The 15,875-nt window shown below is 47.7% G+C and carries 17 protein-coding genes; 5 read left to right on the forward strand and 12 right to left on the reverse strand.

Annotated elements, in window-relative coordinates:
- Positions 1–4 precede the first annotated feature (4 nt).
- The 6 genes from FC82_RS02185 to FC82_RS02210 all read right to left on the reverse strand — a co-directional run bounded on the left by FC82_RS02185 (position 5) and on the right by FC82_RS02210 (position 5,246).
- On the reverse strand, positions 5–922 hold the full coding sequence (locus FC82_RS02185) for an L-lactate dehydrogenase (protein WP_056996077.1): 918 nt from the start codon (positions 920–922) through the stop codon (positions 5–7).
- Between the two features lie 13 nt (positions 923–935).
- Positions 936–1,253, reverse strand: coding sequence for a metal-sulfur cluster assembly factor (locus tag FC82_RS02190; protein ID WP_412778483.1), 318 nt, complete (start codon positions 1,251–1,253; stop codon positions 936–938).
- 135 nt (positions 1,254–1,388) lie between these two features.
- On the reverse strand, positions 1,389–2,000 hold the full coding sequence (ttdB, locus tag FC82_RS02195; protein WP_054759094.1) for a L(+)-tartrate dehydratase subunit beta: 612 nt from the start codon (positions 1,998–2,000) through the stop codon (positions 1,389–1,391).
- Position 2,001: 1 nt separating this feature from the next.
- Positions 2,002–2,931, reverse strand: a complete 930-nt coding sequence (ttdA, locus tag FC82_RS02200; RefSeq protein ID WP_056996078.1) for a L(+)-tartrate dehydratase subunit alpha — start codon at positions 2,929–2,931, stop codon at positions 2,002–2,004.
- A 256-nt stretch (positions 2,932–3,187) separates the two neighbouring features.
- The gene (locus FC82_RS02205) at positions 3,188–4,213 is read right to left on the reverse strand and encodes a helix-turn-helix transcriptional regulator (protein ID WP_054759095.1); all 1,026 of its coding nucleotides are present in this window, start codon (positions 4,211–4,213) and stop codon (positions 3,188–3,190) included.
- 265 nt (positions 4,214–4,478) lie between these two features.
- Positions 4,479–5,246 carry a sulfite exporter TauE/SafE family protein gene (locus tag FC82_RS02210; RefSeq protein WP_056996079.1) on the reverse strand — a complete coding sequence of 256 codons (768 nt, stop codon included), beginning with the start codon at positions 5,244–5,246 and terminating at the stop codon, positions 4,479–4,481.
- 319 nt (positions 5,247–5,565) lie between these two features.
- Between FC82_RS02210 and FC82_RS02215 the strand changes: the two genes are divergently transcribed.
- Complete coding sequence (locus tag FC82_RS02215; RefSeq protein WP_161939749.1) at positions 5,566–5,826, forward strand: response regulator transcription factor; 261 nt, start codon at positions 5,566–5,568, stop codon at positions 5,824–5,826.
- A gap of 39 nt (positions 5,827–5,865) precedes the next feature.
- Positions 5,866–6,213 (forward strand): response regulator transcription factor, encoded by a 348-nt coding sequence (locus FC82_RS02220; protein WP_054759099.1) that lies wholly within the window; start codon positions 5,866–5,868, stop codon positions 6,211–6,213.
- Positions 6,214–6,578: 365 nt separating this feature from the next.
- Here the strand turns inward: FC82_RS02220 and FC82_RS02225 are convergent, their stop codons facing one another.
- A complete protein-coding gene (locus FC82_RS02225; RefSeq protein WP_054759101.1) occupies positions 6,579–7,742 on the reverse strand; it encodes a mandelate racemase/muconate lactonizing enzyme family protein in 1,164 nt (387 codons plus the stop codon).
- A gap of 264 nt (positions 7,743–8,006) precedes the next feature.
- On the opposite strand from FC82_RS02225, the gene FC82_RS02230 reads away from it, so the two are divergent.
- From FC82_RS02230 to FC82_RS02240, 3 genes are all read left to right on the forward strand, one after another.
- The gene (locus tag FC82_RS02230) at positions 8,007–8,735 is read left to right on the forward strand and encodes a GntR family transcriptional regulator (protein WP_065101487.1); all 729 of its coding nucleotides are present in this window, start codon (positions 8,007–8,009) and stop codon (positions 8,733–8,735) included.
- Positions 8,736–8,815: 80 nt separating this feature from the next.
- The gene (locus FC82_RS02235) at positions 8,816–9,403 is read left to right on the forward strand and encodes a sugar O-acetyltransferase (RefSeq protein WP_056996080.1); all 588 of its coding nucleotides are present in this window, start codon (positions 8,816–8,818) and stop codon (positions 9,401–9,403) included.
- 120 nt (positions 9,404–9,523) lie between these two features.
- Positions 9,524–10,405, forward strand: coding sequence for a LysR family transcriptional regulator (locus FC82_RS02240; protein ID WP_056996081.1), 882 nt, complete (start codon positions 9,524–9,526; stop codon positions 10,403–10,405).
- Between the two features lie 376 nt (positions 10,406–10,781).
- Here the strand turns inward: FC82_RS02240 and FC82_RS02245 are convergent, their stop codons facing one another.
- The 5 genes from FC82_RS02245 to FC82_RS02265 form a co-directional block, all read right to left on the reverse strand.
- The gene (locus FC82_RS02245) at positions 10,782–11,240 is read right to left on the reverse strand and encodes a pyridoxamine 5'-phosphate oxidase family protein (RefSeq protein ID WP_056996082.1); all 459 of its coding nucleotides are present in this window, start codon (positions 11,238–11,240) and stop codon (positions 10,782–10,784) included.
- 111 nt (positions 11,241–11,351) lie between these two features.
- On the reverse strand, positions 11,352–12,245 hold the full coding sequence (locus FC82_RS02250) for a PfkB family carbohydrate kinase (RefSeq protein WP_056996083.1): 894 nt from the start codon (positions 12,243–12,245) through the stop codon (positions 11,352–11,354).
- Positions 12,245–13,621, reverse strand: coding sequence for a purine-cytosine permease family protein (locus FC82_RS02255; protein ID WP_056996084.1), 1,377 nt, complete (start codon positions 13,619–13,621; stop codon positions 12,245–12,247). The genes FC82_RS02250 and FC82_RS02255 overlap by 1 nt, the downstream gene beginning before the upstream one ends.
- 3 nt (positions 13,622–13,624) lie before the next feature.
- Complete coding sequence (locus tag FC82_RS02260; RefSeq protein WP_056996085.1) at positions 13,625–14,644, reverse strand: ADP-ribosylglycohydrolase family protein; 1,020 nt, start codon at positions 14,642–14,644, stop codon at positions 13,625–13,627.
- 187 nt (positions 14,645–14,831) lie between these two features.
- Positions 14,832–15,593, reverse strand: coding sequence for an NUDIX domain-containing protein (locus tag FC82_RS02265; protein ID WP_056996086.1), 762 nt, complete (start codon positions 15,591–15,593; stop codon positions 14,832–14,834).
- Positions 15,594–15,875: the final 282 nt, after the last annotated feature.

Here is a 15,875-nt window from a genome sequence, read left to right on the forward strand (position 1 = left end):
TCACCTACTCCACTGCCATGAGAATTTTGGCGATCGCTTTTGCTGAGGCCTGCATCCGCCGGTATTCATCTTCAGATAACTGAGCCTCTAACACCGTTTGAATCCCGCCAGCTGCAATCACTGCAGGTGTGCCAAGGTACAAATCGTGGATGCCGTACTGGCCCTCCAATGGTGCCGAAATTGGGAGTGCGATGGCTTGATCCAGTAAAATCGCGCGGCAAATTTTCATCAGACTTGTAGCCACACCATAGTAGGTGGCACCCTTATGGCTGATGATTTTGCTGCCTTTGCCGTGTACTTGGTCGGTTATCTTGGTTAAGAGGGCAGGGCTGATGCCGGGGTATGTCTTGAGCGGTTTGCCCTGAATGGTGGCTTCATCAAACGCGCCGAAAGAACTGTCACCGTGTTCACCAAGGATGTAGGCATCGATGCCACTGGTGCTGATATCGAGTGCTTGGGCCAGCGCTACCTGTAACCGAGCACTGTCAAGGGACGTCCCAGTACCGATCACTTGCCGTTTCGAGAAGCCTGACAGTCGTTGTGTGAGCGTCGTTAAGATATCAACCGGGTTGGCGGAAACGACAAAACAACCGGAGAAACCGCTTTCAATCACCGGATCAATGATCGATTTTAAAATGGCAATGTTCTTATTGACGAGATCCAAGCGTGATTCATTGGCCTTGCGCGGAACACCCGCAGTAATAACAACGATGTCGGCGTCGGCTGCGTCTTGATAGGTGCCGGCGTGAACCTGGGCCGGTGCCATCATCGGGGTCACGTCTTCCAGATCAATGGCGTCCCCGTGAGCGTGATCAGCACGAATATCCACGATGACTAAATCATCCACTCCGCCGTGCTGCAACAACGAAAACGCGAAGGATGACCCAACCGCGCCGTCGCCGACTAATAGTACTTTGTGCATGTTTTTTTCCTCCTTAGTGCAGACCCAGTTCTAGTTTGGCTTCGCGTGACATGCTGTTTACGGACCATGCTGGTTCCCAAACTAAATTGATGAGAACTTGGTTCACCTCTGGCAACTGCATCAGTGTTGATTCAATGGCTTCGTTGAGGTAATCCGTGAGTGGACAGCCCATGATCGTTAACGTCATGGTGACTGTGCACAGTCCCAGATCAGTGTCGAGTGTGACGTCGTAGATCAAGCCGAGATCCACGATGTTGATATTCAGTTCGGGGTCAATGACCATCTTCAACGCATCGCAGGCGTTATCTTTGAACGTTGGTTGTGTCATCATTTGTGTGTCACCTCTTTTAGTATCATTTTTGAATTGAAAGTGTGATTGATAAATGGGTCACATGTCATTTACCAAAGCAACCTCAGACCGTGACAGAATACCGATCTGAGGTTGTCTTTTTCTAACCGTTTGATGCTACTTAATAAAGCTGACCTGTTTTTGAATCTTCTTGATCTCAGCTTCCTTACGTTCGTTGAAGATAACCTTGTTCTTTTCAAACAAGTTATCGCCATTGGTATCAATGGAAACAATCAGCGGACCAAAGTCTTTAACGTCGCATGACCATAGGGTTTCAGGCATGCCGAGGTCCTTCCACTGAGCGTCAACGATTTTGTTGACGTGCAGGGCAGCGTAAACGGCGTTGCCGGCAGGATAGACCAGGTGCAGGGCCTTATATTTTTTGCAGGCCCGTTCGGTACCGGGACCCATGCCGCCCTTGCCAAGGATGAGCTTGACGCCGGTTTGTTTTACGAATTCTTCTTCGAATTTTTCCATCCGCATACTGGTCGTTGGACCGACAGCAATCATTTCGTACTTGTCGTTGCCTAAATCTTTGATGATTGGGCCAGCGTGCAGGATTGCTTTGTTTCGAACATCGATTGGCAGCGGTCGGTGTTCTTCCACTAATCGCCGGTGGGCAACGTCGCGACAAGTAGTCATTGAGCCGGTCAAGTAAACAATATCGCCGATTTTAATATCTTTAATATCATCATCGGAAACGGGTGTCGTTAATTTCCAAGTTTTCATGTTAAAGTTCAACTCCTTTGTTGTAAGGCAGTTCGTAATTCAAGTCTTCATCAAACTTAATGAACCCGCGCCGGTGCGACCAGCAGCCGGTGCTAACCGCAACACCGATGGTTGAAGGGTGCCGCGCTGTATTGACCACGTTCACCCCCATGACGGATTTTTGACCGCCAAAGCCTTGCGGGCCAAGACCAATGTTGTTGATACCGTCTTCGAGGAGGTGTTCCAATTTGGCGGCGTTCGCGTTTTCCGATTCGCTGTCGACCCGGCGCATCAGGGCAAACTTAGAGTTTAAAGCAGCCGTCTCAACGGATGTGGCCACGCCGACACCAACTAATAGCGGTGGGCAGGCGTTGATGCCATAACTGGTCATCCGGTCCATTACGAAGCGGACAACGCCTTCATAACCTTCACCAGGCATGAGAACCTTGGCTTCACCGGGAAGTGTGCAACCGCCGCCGGCCATGTAGACGTACATCTGAATGTCGGTGCCGTCCCCGTCAACTTGCAAAAAGATGGACGGGATACCGTCGCCGATATTCATGCCGGTGTTGTATTCGTCAAACGTTTGAACGGCGTTGTGCCGCAATGGGGCTTTTTTAGTACCACGGTAAACGGCGTCCTTTAGAATTTTGTTCAGTTCGCCAAGCAGTGGGAACTTAGCCCCACACTTGATGAAGAATTGTAGTGCACCAGTATCTTGGCAGCTGGGGCGTTTCAGCTTGTTTGCCAGTAACTGATTTTCCATCATAGTGTCATAAACGAGTTTTTGGAGTGGATCAACTTCCACTTTTTGAAGTTCTTGTAATTTCGCGGTGACGTCGTCTGGCAGCCGGTGGCTGATCAGGGCGATGTAGTCGGCGAGAATGTCACGCATCTGTTGGCCCTTGGTTGATAAAGCGGGTTCAGTGTAATCGTAGGTCATGGTATCCATAATCGTTTCCTCCTTTAATTTACAAGGCCATTCTAGGTAAAATAGCGGTCATAATCGAACCCCTGAGTGACCTATTTTGACAAGCAAGGTATAGGAATGAATTCACAAGATATCAAAAATACGCCATTCTAAGACAAATAAAGAAACGCACCGCTAACAGCCTTAAAACTGTTAACAGTGCGTTTCTAAACGTTTTTGTTGTTTGTGTGGGACTTGACATTGACAAATTCACTGACAAAAATTGACTAGCCATTATTTAATGATTCAGCAGTAATTTTAATTGGTCGACCTTAGACTTGAGCGCCTGATACTCGGCGAAATGTTCTCTGTAGCCGCAGGTGTCGCAGGCACTAAGCTGGTCAACGGCAGTGACGTCCATCCACTCTGTGAGACGATTGGTAAGCCAAGTTTCCTGCTGTGTGGAGAGCGGCTGTTTGAACTGGTCGATTTGCGGCCGGGCACTTAAGGAGAGGTGGTTGCGATAGGCGGATGGCGTTTGACCGAAGTGTTTTTTGAACATGAGATTAAACGATTTAACCTCTTTAAAGCCATTATTGAGGGCGATGTCAGCAATCTTAGTCTCGGGATCTTCCAGGGCGAACACCGCGTGTTGCAGTCGACAACGGGTGAGATATTCATAGAAATTAACGCCCAGTTCGGCCTTGAAGATTCGTGACAGGTACGCCGTGGAATAGTGGCTGACTTTGGCCGCAGTGTCGAGCGTGATGTTTTGATCGTAGGTCTTGTTGATGTATGTGATGACCCGGCTAAGCGATCCTTGGCGTCGTTGCGGCTGATTGCTGATTTTGGCAGTAGTGTCAAAGAAGTCGTGCAACAAAATGCTGGTCAGCCGAAAGTACAAGGCGTTCATGTCGAATTGTGAGATATGATGGTGCTGCAGGCCAAGACTTAGTTGGGCGAGAATCTGGCGGATAAGGTCATAATCGTGGTGTTGCGGGCGTTTGACGCTGTTGAGCTGAAAGGCGCCGTGATCGAGGTCAACGCCCTGGTCAAGAAGAAATGCCGGTGTAATGTGCAGGCGCATCGCAATACATTCACTAGATAGCGCAAAGGTAGCGTGCCCGCAGTTGGTATTAATGAGCACCAGGTCATTTTCATGCATCGTGTACCGTCTGCCATCCACGTTGGCCTCCACGGTGCCCTTTAAGAGCCAGATAAGCTCAATCTGTTCATGCCAATTATAGTGGTAGCTGCCAATCATGTACGTCAGCAGGTCGAAATTAATTTGAGCCGTTGACGTATATGTAATACCGTCTAACATGGGATTCACGCTCCTTTGCGTTTGATTAGTTGTCTCTAGCTTACACTGGTTTGAAAGACAGTTGCACATTGAACTAGTACCGGTGAATCCAATAGTCAAAAATTGACTAGCTTGGAAGCCCTAAAAATGCCTATTTAATCAGATTATGGCATGATTAGACCGATATTAATAGGAATAACACTAGAAATAATGCGCAAAAATTGGTTGATTTAATTCACAAAATTGTTCAAAAAATGCCCACAAAAAGAGGCCGATGACAACTAATTTACTTAAGATAAGTGGTGTAAAAGAAGTAACCGGCTAACACAAACGCACCGACTGCAATCAATTTTCGCAGAATCGTGACCGAAATATGCCGAACAACGATTGGCCCCAAATAGCCGCCAATGAAGAAACCGGCTCCCATGATGATGGCGTCTCCCCAGACAATGTGAGCAGTGAACGCGTAAACCACCATGGCGATGAAATTGGAGCTTAAGATGGCCAGGTTCTTGATGGCGTTGCTGACGACAAAAGTTTGGTTAATGGTAACGGTCAAGACAGCCAATAGGATCATTCCGGCTGAGGCGCCAAAGTAACCGGTATAAATACCAACTAAAAAGATGGCAACTCCTTTGCCAAACAACACCAGTTTTGGTTGTTGCTCGTTTGCGGCAGTGACCTGTGTACGTTCCTTTTTAGGAATCAACATCAAACAACCGGCAATGAAAATCAGAAATGGCACGATATGTTCAAAAGTGGACGCCGGTTCCATCACCAATAAAAAACTGCCGCAAATACCGCCGATAAAGGTCAATACAGTTACTGAAAGCGTCGTTTTCGGACTGTGACGCAGTTCCTTTCTGGATGACAGCAGTGAGCCGAAGCCAGTAAAGACGGCGGATGTGGTGTTCGTGACGTTGGCGCTCACAGGCGGCAAGCCAACGCTGAGGAGAACGGGATAGGACACCAGCGAGGCTAAGCCAGCCATGGTACTTAGAAGCCCGGCAACGATGCCGGCTAGAAACAGGTAAAGCAATATGAGGACACTCATGCGCGTTAACGCCTCTTTTCACGTTTTCTTTATTGTCAGCTTACACCTAATCCGCAAGATTGCGGAAAAAATAATAGGGTCGAATGTCAAAAATCGGTTACTGCCATTCAGCTGAAAACTCGCTGCTTATATGGCAAATTAATATGCTATAAATGCTGTCATTAATGCATTTATCGGCCTTAAATACCCCTGAAACGGCGACTGCCTGCTACCTGATAATTGGGCAGTTCCCAATGGCACACCACGTGCAAAATCCTCAATAATCACCTTTTTATTAAATGGAGATTCCTTAAACTAGGGGGCAAAGGAGATGACTGCCATGCAACACATTTTAATCGCAACTGACTGCGCAATTACAAGCGCCGGTCTCACAACGCTGATCAACCAAGACCCTGAGTTTCAAATAAGTGGTCAAGTCACGAACGGCATTGATGCTGGAACTGTGATCGAACGGGATTCTATCAATCTTGTCCTCATCGATCTTGCCATGCACGGTGAAAATGCGTTGCTGACGCTGAGTCGCCTGCACCACCAATTTCCTAAAGTTGGCCTGATTGCGCTTGGCTCACCAGCTGATTGAGAACCAGCTGAAGTCATTCGGAAGGGTGCATTAGGTTACTTGCTGACTGATTCTCCCGCCACGGAAATTCTGCGCGTACTGCACGTTGTCGCTCACGATGAACTGTGCTTAGACTGCCACTTGCTTTTGCGTCCGAGTGATAAACGTGCAATGCCCAGCGACACTGCCTCTTTGCCCAGCCCTCGTTATGATAAATTATCCGCCAGAGAACGCGAAGTCTTACCGTTAGTGATTTTAGGGTACGGTAACAAACAAATTGCGCAACGGCTGTTTATTTCGGTCAAGACTGTGGAATCTCATAAGGGAAACATCATGCGGAAACTGGCGGTGGATTGCCACTGTGAATTGGTTCGATACGCAATGCGACACCATTTGATGACGTTTTAGGTGCGCACTGCATAAAATAACGCCCGGGAAGATCCTGTTCTCGAGCGTTTTTTAATGCAACATTGAGATAAACAGTTATTTTCGTGTTTTGATATGATTGCTGACAGCGACTGGGCCAAAAGCCCTTATGACAGATAAACATAATAAACTTGCTGCTTTAGTACTGCCGGTTTATCTCACAAGAACGTGCAACAATCGAGGGCTCACGATGATAGAAAAGGCCCCAACTAAACGCCTCATTCCGGGGTTTAGTTGGGGCCTCATTTGGTAGCAAAGCAGTTGTTTCTATGCAGAGTGGACACAATCACCGCAAACCAAGTACTTGTGCCATTCTCTTATTTCAAACAATAATGTATTAACAGATGTTATTGCGCTACAGAACGCAGTACCTTCATCAATTCAGCCTTGGTTTCAAACCCAACACCGGGAATTTGCGGCAAAGCGACATACCCGTTTTCAATCTGAATATCATCAGCGAACCCACCAAATGGTTCGAAAATACCAGGGTAGGATTCATTCCCACCTAATTTAAGGCCAGCTGCGATGTTTAACGACATTTGGTGTCCACCATGCGGAATGCAACGCCGTGATGACCAGCCATTTTCCTTCAACATCTTTAATGTTTTCATGTATTCAACAAGGCCGTAACTTAGGGCACAGTCAAACTGCAAATAATCCTTGTCTGGTCGCATACCGCCATAGCGGATGAGGTTACGGGCATCCTGCATAGAGAAGAGATTTTCACCAGTCGCCATGGTGTTCTTGTAGTGTTTGCCCAATTCATTTTGCAGGTCGTAGTCCAGTGGGTCACCGGGCTCTTCGTACCAGAACAGGTCGTATGGTTCCAATGCCTCGGCATATTTGATAGCCGTTGGCAGATCTAAACGACCATTGGCATCAACCGCCAAATTTTTGCCGGCTGGGACGACCTTCAGAGCGGCTTCGATTCGGCGAATGTCTTCCTCCAGCGAGTTACCGATCTTCATCTTGACAACGCTGTAACCGAGATCCAGATATCCCTTTAATTCATTTTGCAACATGGTGTCATCTTTACCCGGTTGATAATAACCGCCGGCTGCGTATACGAACACTTTGTCGTCTGGATGGCCGTCACCGTAGCGCTCTGACAATAGTTGATAGAGCGGCTTTTCTTCAATCTTGGCCACCGCGTCCCAAATAGCCATGTCGATGGTACCGACTGCAACTGAGCGTTCGCCATGACCGCCAGGCTTTTCATTGGTCATCATGATTTTCCAAAGTTTAAACGGATCAAGGTTTCGACCATCGTCAGTGAGGTAGTCCGCTGGCTTACTCTCCATGATCCGAGGAATCATCCGTGTGTTGATGATACCGCTGGGAGCATAGCGGCCGTTAGAGTTAAACCCATACCCGATAACGGGTTTGCCATCACGAATTACATCGGTTACAACGGCAACGGCTGATACATCCATCTTTGAGAAATCAATGTATGCATTCTTAATGCTTGAACTAATTGGCACCGGTTTTTCTTTAATCTCGACAATCTTCATAGTAATAGCCTCCGTATCGTCATCTCAGTTTATCTGTTTCAAAGTGACATTAGTGTTGATTACGGCTATATCATAGTTAATGTATACATTAATGTCAAGTCTGGTTAATCATTTCTTTGTTGAATTTTGTTTTTTATGAGGACTAAATAGGCTATTAGGAAGCTGTTTTCGTAACAAAAAACAAGTTTTATTTGCGTCTTTTTTTATTTGAGGTGATAATAAGTAATGAATACATTATTGCGATGAAGGGACTAATTAATGACTATGGCAGAACAATCGAAACTTGCACAAACGTTGCGGGCCTACAAGACTAAGGCACAGGGGACATCATTGACACAAAAAGCCTACTGGATACTGCTGACTGCTATTAGGGAATTAACCTTGCAACCAGGGAAATCATTTCTAGAACGAGAAATTGTTGACTTGTTGGAAATGAGTCGCACGCCGATCCATGAAGCCTTGATTCGTTTGGAGGTTGAGGGCTGGATCACTATTATTCCGCGAAAAGGGTTTACTGTCGCTCCGATTTTAGAAGCAACCATTACTGAAATATCTCAAATTTCGGAATCACTGGACGGGTTAGCCGCACAATTAGCCGCTGAGAACATGGCCAACCAAGACATTGCTCAGTTGGAGATGGAGATTACACTTCAAGAAAAAGCGATGTACGATAATGATTTAAAAGAATACGTCAACATTGATCAAAAATTTCATCAGCTGATTATCAACCAGGTATCAAACAACCGCCTCAAAACGTTGATTGGCAGTTACTCGGATCAACTTTACCGGGCTCGGTTATACACGATCAATGACCGCCAGTTCCCAATGCATTCGATTCAAGAACACCGGGCTATTGTTGCCGCTTTGCAAATTAAAGATGGTTCGGCAGCTCGTCAACTGATGGAATTTCATCGGGAACGCGGCGGCAAAGAAATTGCGCACATTATTCAGCAAAAAGCAGCGGGGAATAACGCAAACGCAAATCAAGATTAAGTCTGAATTGATGGGTAACGCTACAGTCACTGTCGGAACAGTGACGACTTAGCAGCAAAGGTCTGAAAGGAAAGGTTAAAATGAGTGTTTTAAACATGATGGAACGGATGACACCTTACGTGATTGCAGGTGAAAAAATGCCAGTAGATAAAATGGACTTGGCAGATCATCTTTGCTGGCAATTGAATCAATTGGACCCGGCGGCAGACGCTGCTCGACATCAGATAATGTCTGAATTGTTCGGCACCGTTCATTCAGATACGTTTATCAAGGGCGGCTTTCATTGTGATTATGGGTTCAACATTCATTTTCAAGGATACGCATGGGTGAACTATAACTGTTCAATTCTTGATACATCGCCAGTTACCATTGGGGCGGGGGCGTTTATTGCGCCACAGGTCGTTTTTGCCTGCTCTGCCCACCCCCTATTGGCGACTCAGCGGGTTGATGAGGGCTTGATGACCAGTGCGCCGATTACGTTGGCGGATAACGTTTGGATCGGGGCGGGGAGTGTCATCATGGGCGGCGTGACGATTGGTACCAGCAGTATTATTGGCGCTGGCAGCGTTGTGAATAAAGACATTCCCGCCGGAGTAGTTGCCATGGGCAGCCCTTGCAAGGTTTATCGGAAGGTCACCGAGGCTGACCGAATTAACCTGAAAAAGTAACAATATCGGGCCGTCCCGTTTTGTATGTCATTTAAATTTCAATTCACTTCAATTTCTAATCAATGGTATCCTTAAGATAAGAGACCAAGAGGACCGCGGAAGTTAGGTGAACAATAACGGATGAATACACGAGATTTAGCATACTTTAAAGCATTAGTTGAACAACGTAATTACACCGCGGTGGCGGAACAGTTTTCTGTGTCGCAGCCCACGGTAACGCAGGCGATTCAGCGGCTTGAAAAAGAATTCGACACGAAACTGATTCAGCATGATCGCGCGCAGCATAAGACGAACATCACCCGGTCGGGCCAATTGTTGTATGAAAAAGCAACCATGATTCAGCACAACATTATGTTGGCGCATCAAGAAATCGAAGGGGCAAAGCAAAGCAAGATCCGCTTTGGCTTGCCGCCGACCATTGGCACGATGCATTTCCCACGGGTGGCAGGCAAATTGCTTCAGGCAGGTCTGTTGCAGCGGCTGGACGTGTTTGAAACGGGGTCGGATGAACTCTATTCTGAACTGCTGGCCGGACACATCGATATTGCATTGTTGGGGTCCGTCCTGCCCATGCGCTCACCCGAGTTGAACGTGACCCATCTTGGCAGCCGACCATTCAAGATCGTTGTGTCACCTGAACATCCGCTTGCCGATGTCAAAGCCGTTAGCTTTAAAGACTTGGGCAACGAAAACTTTATCACGCTGAATGGCAAGTTCGTGCATCCAAAGGCGTTCAAGGCCTACTGTGACTATGCCGGCATTACGCCAAACGTGGTCTACAGCACGCCGGATATTTTTTGGATCAAAAGCTTGATCAAAGCAAACCTCGGTGTTGCCATGCTGGTTAGTGATGCAGTGACTGACGCTGATCCGCTGACGAGCCTGTACATTACGGACCCGTTGCCGGAACGATTTAACATTTCGGTGGCAACGCGGAAGGATTACGTACTGACGGAAGATGAAGAGCGATTGGTTAGGATTTTGAATGAGATGAACGTGTAAGAGAGTGAAACACGCCGCCCCCTGCCTTGTGCAACTCGTTTCCGCTCGGTAGCCAAGTCAGATCGTTTTTAACATTCATCTCCTTGTGCAACTCGTTTCCGCTCGGTAGCCAAAAAAGAGCGGTTTTGACCTTCATCTCTTTGTGTAACTCGTCCCACTAGGTTGCCAAGAAAGTGTGTTTTTAAATATATCTCTTTTACTAATCGTACGAAGAGAGCGGGGCAAAGGCAATTCTGCTCCCGGAATATAAGAGACCCCAACTAAAACCCGATTGGGAGTTTTAGTTGGGGTCTCTTATATTGTCGGAAGTGGTTTTTTGCTGCGCATTTAGGCATGTTTATCTGTAGTATAGCGTTTTGACTCAGTCTTTTGTGTGTTAAGATTCATCGCCAAACGGCAACGTATTTTGATAAATTGGAGTTTCACGCAGATCATAAATCGAAACCGTCCCAGTGTACACTTCCATCACCCGTAGAAGCACCTTCTTTTCCGGCGTTGGGTAGATGCTGTTCAAGTATGGGTAGGCTTCAAAAATCTCCGGCATTAATGCGGTTCCAGCATCGCGGACTTTGCCATTCACTGTGATAGCAAATGAGGACAGGGTTTCTTCGCCCTTCAAGCCGGTCATTGCCAAGTTTGGATTATCTTGGAGCTGGGCGTAAAAGCCCTTCGTCTTGCCAGTTGTAAAGTAAAGCTTGCCGTCTTTCGGGAACAGCGTATCAATGATGCGGGATTGTGGTTTGTTGTCACCGTCAACGGTTGAGACGACCGTGGCGTGGATATCGTTTGCCAGCGACTTGAGATAGTCGGCGGCAGTCATGGTTTCATGATTCATGTTAAGCGCTTCTTTCTTCACGAAATTTAGTAGAACATTATGATTATTATACGGTTTATTTCGTGAATTAGACATTAGGAACGCTTGCGATATTCATAGAAAAAATGAATTTTATGGTTTTGTAACGTCTAGCAAACTGCCTTTTTCTTGTGCGACAACCATAGCCGCCAACTGGTTTGCGTGTTGAACGGCTTCAGTGAATGGGGCGCCCTGATTCAACGCTGCTAATAATCCGCCGCAATGCGTGTCACCAGCACCAATCGTATTGACCACGTGAACGGGATCCACCGGCATAATTGCGCTTGTTTGACCATCGTTATAGTAACAGCCCCTTGCTCCTAACGTGACTACGACGGGCTGATGCGTCAGTTCAAACAACGCCGTCAGTTTTTTCGGCAGCGATTGCGGGCCCGGCACCAAATAATTAAGTTCAGTTTCATTACAGTGAATCAGCACATTTGTGTCAAACAAGTGCTGGCGTGTTCGCTCAGATAGAAATGAAATTCGCGGGGAAGTATCAAACAGCACGGTTGCGTCAGGTCGACGTCGCGACAGCGCATCTAAAATAACCGAGCCAGTCGTTTCATTTTCCAATTCGTAACCACTGACGTAGAAGTAATCATAGTCCGTTAACATAATGTTATCGAACCACTTGGGCTGCCAAAGCTGCTCGACGCCGTTGATGGTCAGGAAACTGCGTTCACCATTCGGTTCGACAAAAGCCACATCCCACCCGTTATCTGCATCGGTGACTGAGAGACGTTGCGAGATTTGATTTTTATTTAAAGTTTCTCGGACTTGATTGGCGTATTGCCCCTGGCCAACTGGTACAAACAGGTCAACCGGACTCTGTGCATAGCGGATGGCGCCATACACGTTAAAGGCCGACCCGCCAACGCGATACCCCTGCAGGTTTCCAGTGACATCATCACCAGTCTGTGGCAATTTTGGCACGTGAACTAAAACATCTACAAAGGCAGCGCCAATGACCAATATTTTTCCCATCAGGCCACCTTCTCACTGGAATCTGGCGTCCGAGAACCGCTAAGCAGTTTCGCAATGATGATGCAAACAATGGCTGCCAATGCCGAAACGAACACACCCAGACTGTTATCACGGAAAATCCCGTGGGCAAACGGGCCGCTCCAAACAGCATTGTTGGTGAATAGGAAACCAGTCACCGTTGCGATGATCCAGGAAATGATGCCGCCCCAATTATAGTGAACGGCACTATCTGGTTTCATGAGCGCGACATCGTACCCATGCTTGCGCGACATGAGACTGTCTCCCAAGAAGATGGCAACCCAGCTGGCGAGGCAAATACCTAAGAAGTTCAGAAAAATTTCAAAATTACTCAAAAAATTACCAGAAATAAAGAGCACATAAATGGGAATTGCGATGATGATCACTCCATGAATCAGTAGTGAAGTCCGCTGTGACACGTTAATGCCAATTGTTGCCAGATTGATCCGAGCTGACCTTAAGGAAATGATACATTGCGGAATCAGGCCGCCAGCGGCAACCAGAAAATAGACCACACCCAACCAGTTTGGCAGGACGCCATACATGACACCAAAGGGATCACCGGTTGTTGCGAGTGTTGGTTCAATGGTGCTAAGGAGCACACCGCCAGCCATTAAAATGAACAGAGGAACAGCGCCGCCCATGGTCGTTGCCCAAAAAGTCGCTGCGGGTTTAGTTCCCGGTTTTGCGTAAGCCCCCCAGTCGGCTGCGGCCATCGACCAGGAAATACCGGACCCGGCCGCCACAATACTGATAGCCGGAAGAACGCCGGTCACCCAGTTGCCGCTTGGCAGTTTTAATGCGGCTGACCAGTGTGCTTTGACAAGAAAAATTCCCATGATCACAATCGTGAGAATCCCAAAAATATAACTCAACCAAGTTTGAATTTTAGCTAGCGTGGCTTCTTTCAGGAGCCCGGACAGCAGTACCAGACCGCCGAAAATGAGCAGCGCAATCGCTCGTGTGACGTCATTTTTTACGACGTGGATCACACCGAACATCGACATTAAAAGCAGCGTGCCGGTGATGACGTTGACGGCCAGCCAGCCGACCATGTTGAACCAGGCGATGGCGTTTGGAATCTTGTTGCCGCGGGTCCCGTAAGCTGCCCGACTGAGTTTGAACGTTGTTACGCCTTCCCGTTGTCCTAACATAGCCACCCAACCGGGCACTAGAAACGAGAGCAATCCAATGAGCGCAGCCAGAATTGATTGCAGAAACGACAGGTGATAACTAACAATGATAGCGCCATATACAAAGCCCATGATGCCAATGTTGGCGGCAAACCAGTTATAAAATAATTTACTAGAGGTCAACGTTTTATCTTGCTCGGGTACTTTGACACTTTGTTCATCCATATCTTATTCCTCCTGTGAAGGTGACTGGTGGACTGTAAACTGAAGAATGGCAGCGGCGTAATCGTGTAGATCGTGTGTCGGGTTGGCTTCGTCGATCGTTTTGAGCCAATCAGAATCAATTGACTGCACACCATTTTTCGCCCCGCAGATAGCGGTTGCCATGGCGCCAATGGTGTCAGTGTCGCCGCCCAGGTTGGCGCAAAGCAGGGCACAATCTTTGACGTTCCGAGTATAGTAAGCAATTGTCACGGCGGCAGGGATACTTTCAGACACCATCGTGCCGGTACCGACTAAATCACGCAGCGCGGCCATGAATCCTAGTTCATCGGTGCGGTACGTGTGCGCAAGGCGAATGCCCAATTGCAGCCGATTTTTCGTGTGGGCGGCCCAGGTTGGCGCGCCAGCTTTAAACGCCAAATCATTCACTAATTCTGCAAATTGGAGAATGTCTTCCCATGATTGGTCCGCAACCGCAGCGGTGACTGCGCCGGCGATCATCGCCGCGCCGCTTAGCGCTACATCACTGGCATGGGTGATGCGTGTAATCTGGACGACCATGTCGACCAATTCGGTTGGTTGGGAAGGTGTAAAGAGTGCACCGATGGGCGCAATGCGCATTCCGGCACCATTAGTAAGCGCCTTGGCAGTGAAGGGTGCAGGGTCGTTTCCTTCACGAACGGCCGTTAATGCGGCCTTGCTGCTAGGACCCAGGACGTTGTTATCCCATGCATGGACGGCTTCTGCCCAGGTCATAATACGCTGGACCAGACTATGCTGATCGGGAACCCAATTTGTTGCGATCAATGAATCCAAAATGGCCAACGCCTGATTCGTATCATCCGTGTACTGTCCCTTGGTAAAATGCTTTGCGATGTCGTTGCTTACCGGTCCATCTAGAAATGTCGTGATCTTGCCAAACGCCTGCTGAATCTGCGATACCGGCCACAACTCAGAGGGCATGCCCATCGCATCGCCGATAGCTTGACCGTAGAGTGTGCCTAAAATGTGATCTTGTTTGGTCATCTGAGGCTTCCTTTCTGGTTTAAAGTCAAATCTACTTTTATTACTGAACAGATTCTGCTTAAACGGTCAACAAACAGTTGTGTGGTAGCCAACGCCTGTTCGAAATAAAAGTAAATAATACCTAAACACGTGTAAAATAAAAGTAGAAACAACTTCAATCCTACTTGTTAGATAAGATAGTCGATTTCTACTCGTTCGTCAAGTTTAAATAGTTGAGCTGGTACTCTTTTGCAGGTCGTCCAGGGTGCTTAGCACTACTGGTACCAACGGGTTGAAAGAGGTGTTTGTGATTCTTTTTGAAGTTGGAGTTGTCGATACTTTCCAGCGGCACCTGCCGAAAGACAGCAAACACGATCCGAGCGCGTTTTAGCGTGAAGTAATCGCCGAGAATCAGCAAGATATTGGGCTGATAGTCCAGCTTGTTACAGATTCGTTCGCAAGCCACTTTAAGAATCCAGTCATGGTCGAAAGCTAAAGTACTATCAGCATCAGAATTGCGGTCGGTTAACTGGGTATAGTAGGCATCGTGATCAGCAATGGACGTCGTGTGAAAGATGAGCTTGCCATTTTGCAGGCGGTACCGATCAGCATCGTCATCGAAGGTGAACCACCGGGCATCCGTGGCCCCATAGCCCGCTGTCAAAGGCGGCATTTCCGGCAGGAAAGTCATGTAAGCTAACGACAATGACCGGGCATCAGGGACGCGGTTGGGTTGGGTGAAGGTCGCAAGCTGTTCGGTGTGAAAGCCGGCCAACTTCAGCCCAATTTTTTCCCGGACCAGACGCAACGCAGCGGTGTCGGCACTTTCCGTTGGCCGCATCACCGTCTCAGGCAGCGCCCAGGAGCCCTTAAAGGGGTCGCCTGCCCGCTTGACCAATAGTAAATTAACGTGTTTGGTGGTGTGATCGAAGCTCCAGATAATGTTCGTGATGGTAATATTTGGCTGCATTTGCCGCTCCTTTTATGGCATTCGTTACGTCTATTTTACTGTAAATAGCCAAGAAATTCACTACTTAGAACAAACGAGATTACCGTTGACGATGCAGTCAAATGAGAACGATCTGCATTGTCAGCGCAGCCAGCACGATACCGGCTAATGAAGTCAGTGGCACCAATGGCGAAGGCGCTAATGGCTAATGCTAAAAGGGTGAAAGATGGGGCAAGTGGTACGTGCGTTTATCAGACTGTTTTTCTCACTAATTGTTTGTTATATGCCGGCAAGAAAGTATGA

The sequence above is a fragment of the Secundilactobacillus collinoides DSM 20515 = JCM 1123 genome (assembly GCF_001435975.1).
GTDB classification, from domain to species: Bacteria; Bacillota; Bacilli; order Lactobacillales; family Lactobacillaceae; genus Secundilactobacillus; species Secundilactobacillus collinoides.

What these genes read in the sequence shown, in the direction of transcription:
- FC82_RS02185 (WP_056996077.1), bottom strand. Translation starts at nt 922, where the DNA reads ATGCACAAAGTACTATTAGTCGGCGACGGCGCGGTTGGGTCATCCTTC.
- FC82_RS02190 (WP_412778483.1), bottom strand. Translation starts at nt 1,253, where the DNA reads ATGATGACACAACCAACGTTCAAAGATAACGCCTGCGATGCGTTGAAG.
- ttdB (WP_054759094.1), bottom strand. Translation starts at nt 2,000, where the DNA reads ATGAAAACTTGGAAATTAACGACACCCGTTTCCGATGATGATATTAAA.
- ttdA (WP_056996078.1), bottom strand. Translation starts at nt 2,931, where the DNA reads ATGGATACCATGACCTACGATTACACTGAACCCGCTTTATCAACCAAG.
- FC82_RS02205 (WP_054759095.1), bottom strand. Translation starts at nt 4,213, where the DNA reads ATGTTAGACGGTATTACATATACGTCAACGGCTCAAATTAATTTCGAC.
- FC82_RS02210 (WP_056996079.1), bottom strand. Translation starts at nt 5,246, where the DNA reads ATGAGTGTCCTCATATTGCTTTACCTGTTTCTAGCCGGCATCGTTGCC.
- FC82_RS02215 (WP_161939749.1), top strand. Translation starts at nt 5,566, where the DNA reads ATGCAACACATTTTAATCGCAACTGACTGCGCAATTACAAGCGCCGGT.
- FC82_RS02225 (WP_054759101.1), bottom strand. Translation starts at nt 7,742, where the DNA reads ATGAAGATTGTCGAGATTAAAGAAAAACCGGTGCCAATTAGTTCAAGC.
- FC82_RS02230 (WP_065101487.1), top strand. Translation starts at nt 8,007, where the DNA reads ATGGCAGAACAATCGAAACTTGCACAAACGTTGCGGGCCTACAAGACT.
- FC82_RS02235 (WP_056996080.1), top strand. Translation starts at nt 8,816, where the DNA reads ATGAGTGTTTTAAACATGATGGAACGGATGACACCTTACGTGATTGCA.
- FC82_RS02240 (WP_056996081.1), top strand. Translation starts at nt 9,524, where the DNA reads ATGAATACACGAGATTTAGCATACTTTAAAGCATTAGTTGAACAACGT.
- FC82_RS02245 (WP_056996082.1), bottom strand. Translation starts at nt 11,240, where the DNA reads ATGAATCATGAAACCATGACTGCCGCCGACTATCTCAAGTCGCTGGCA.
- FC82_RS02250 (WP_056996083.1), bottom strand. Translation starts at nt 12,245, where the DNA reads ATGGGAAAAATATTGGTCATTGGCGCTGCCTTTGTAGATGTTTTAGTT.
- FC82_RS02255 (WP_056996084.1), bottom strand. Translation starts at nt 13,621, where the DNA reads ATGGATGAACAAAGTGTCAAAGTACCCGAGCAAGATAAAACGTTGACC.
- FC82_RS02260 (WP_056996085.1), bottom strand. Translation starts at nt 14,644, where the DNA reads ATGACCAAACAAGATCACATTTTAGGCACACTCTACGGTCAAGCTATC.
- FC82_RS02265 (WP_056996086.1), bottom strand. Translation starts at nt 15,593, where the DNA reads ATGCAGCCAAATATTACCATCACGAACATTATCTGGAGCTTCGATCAC.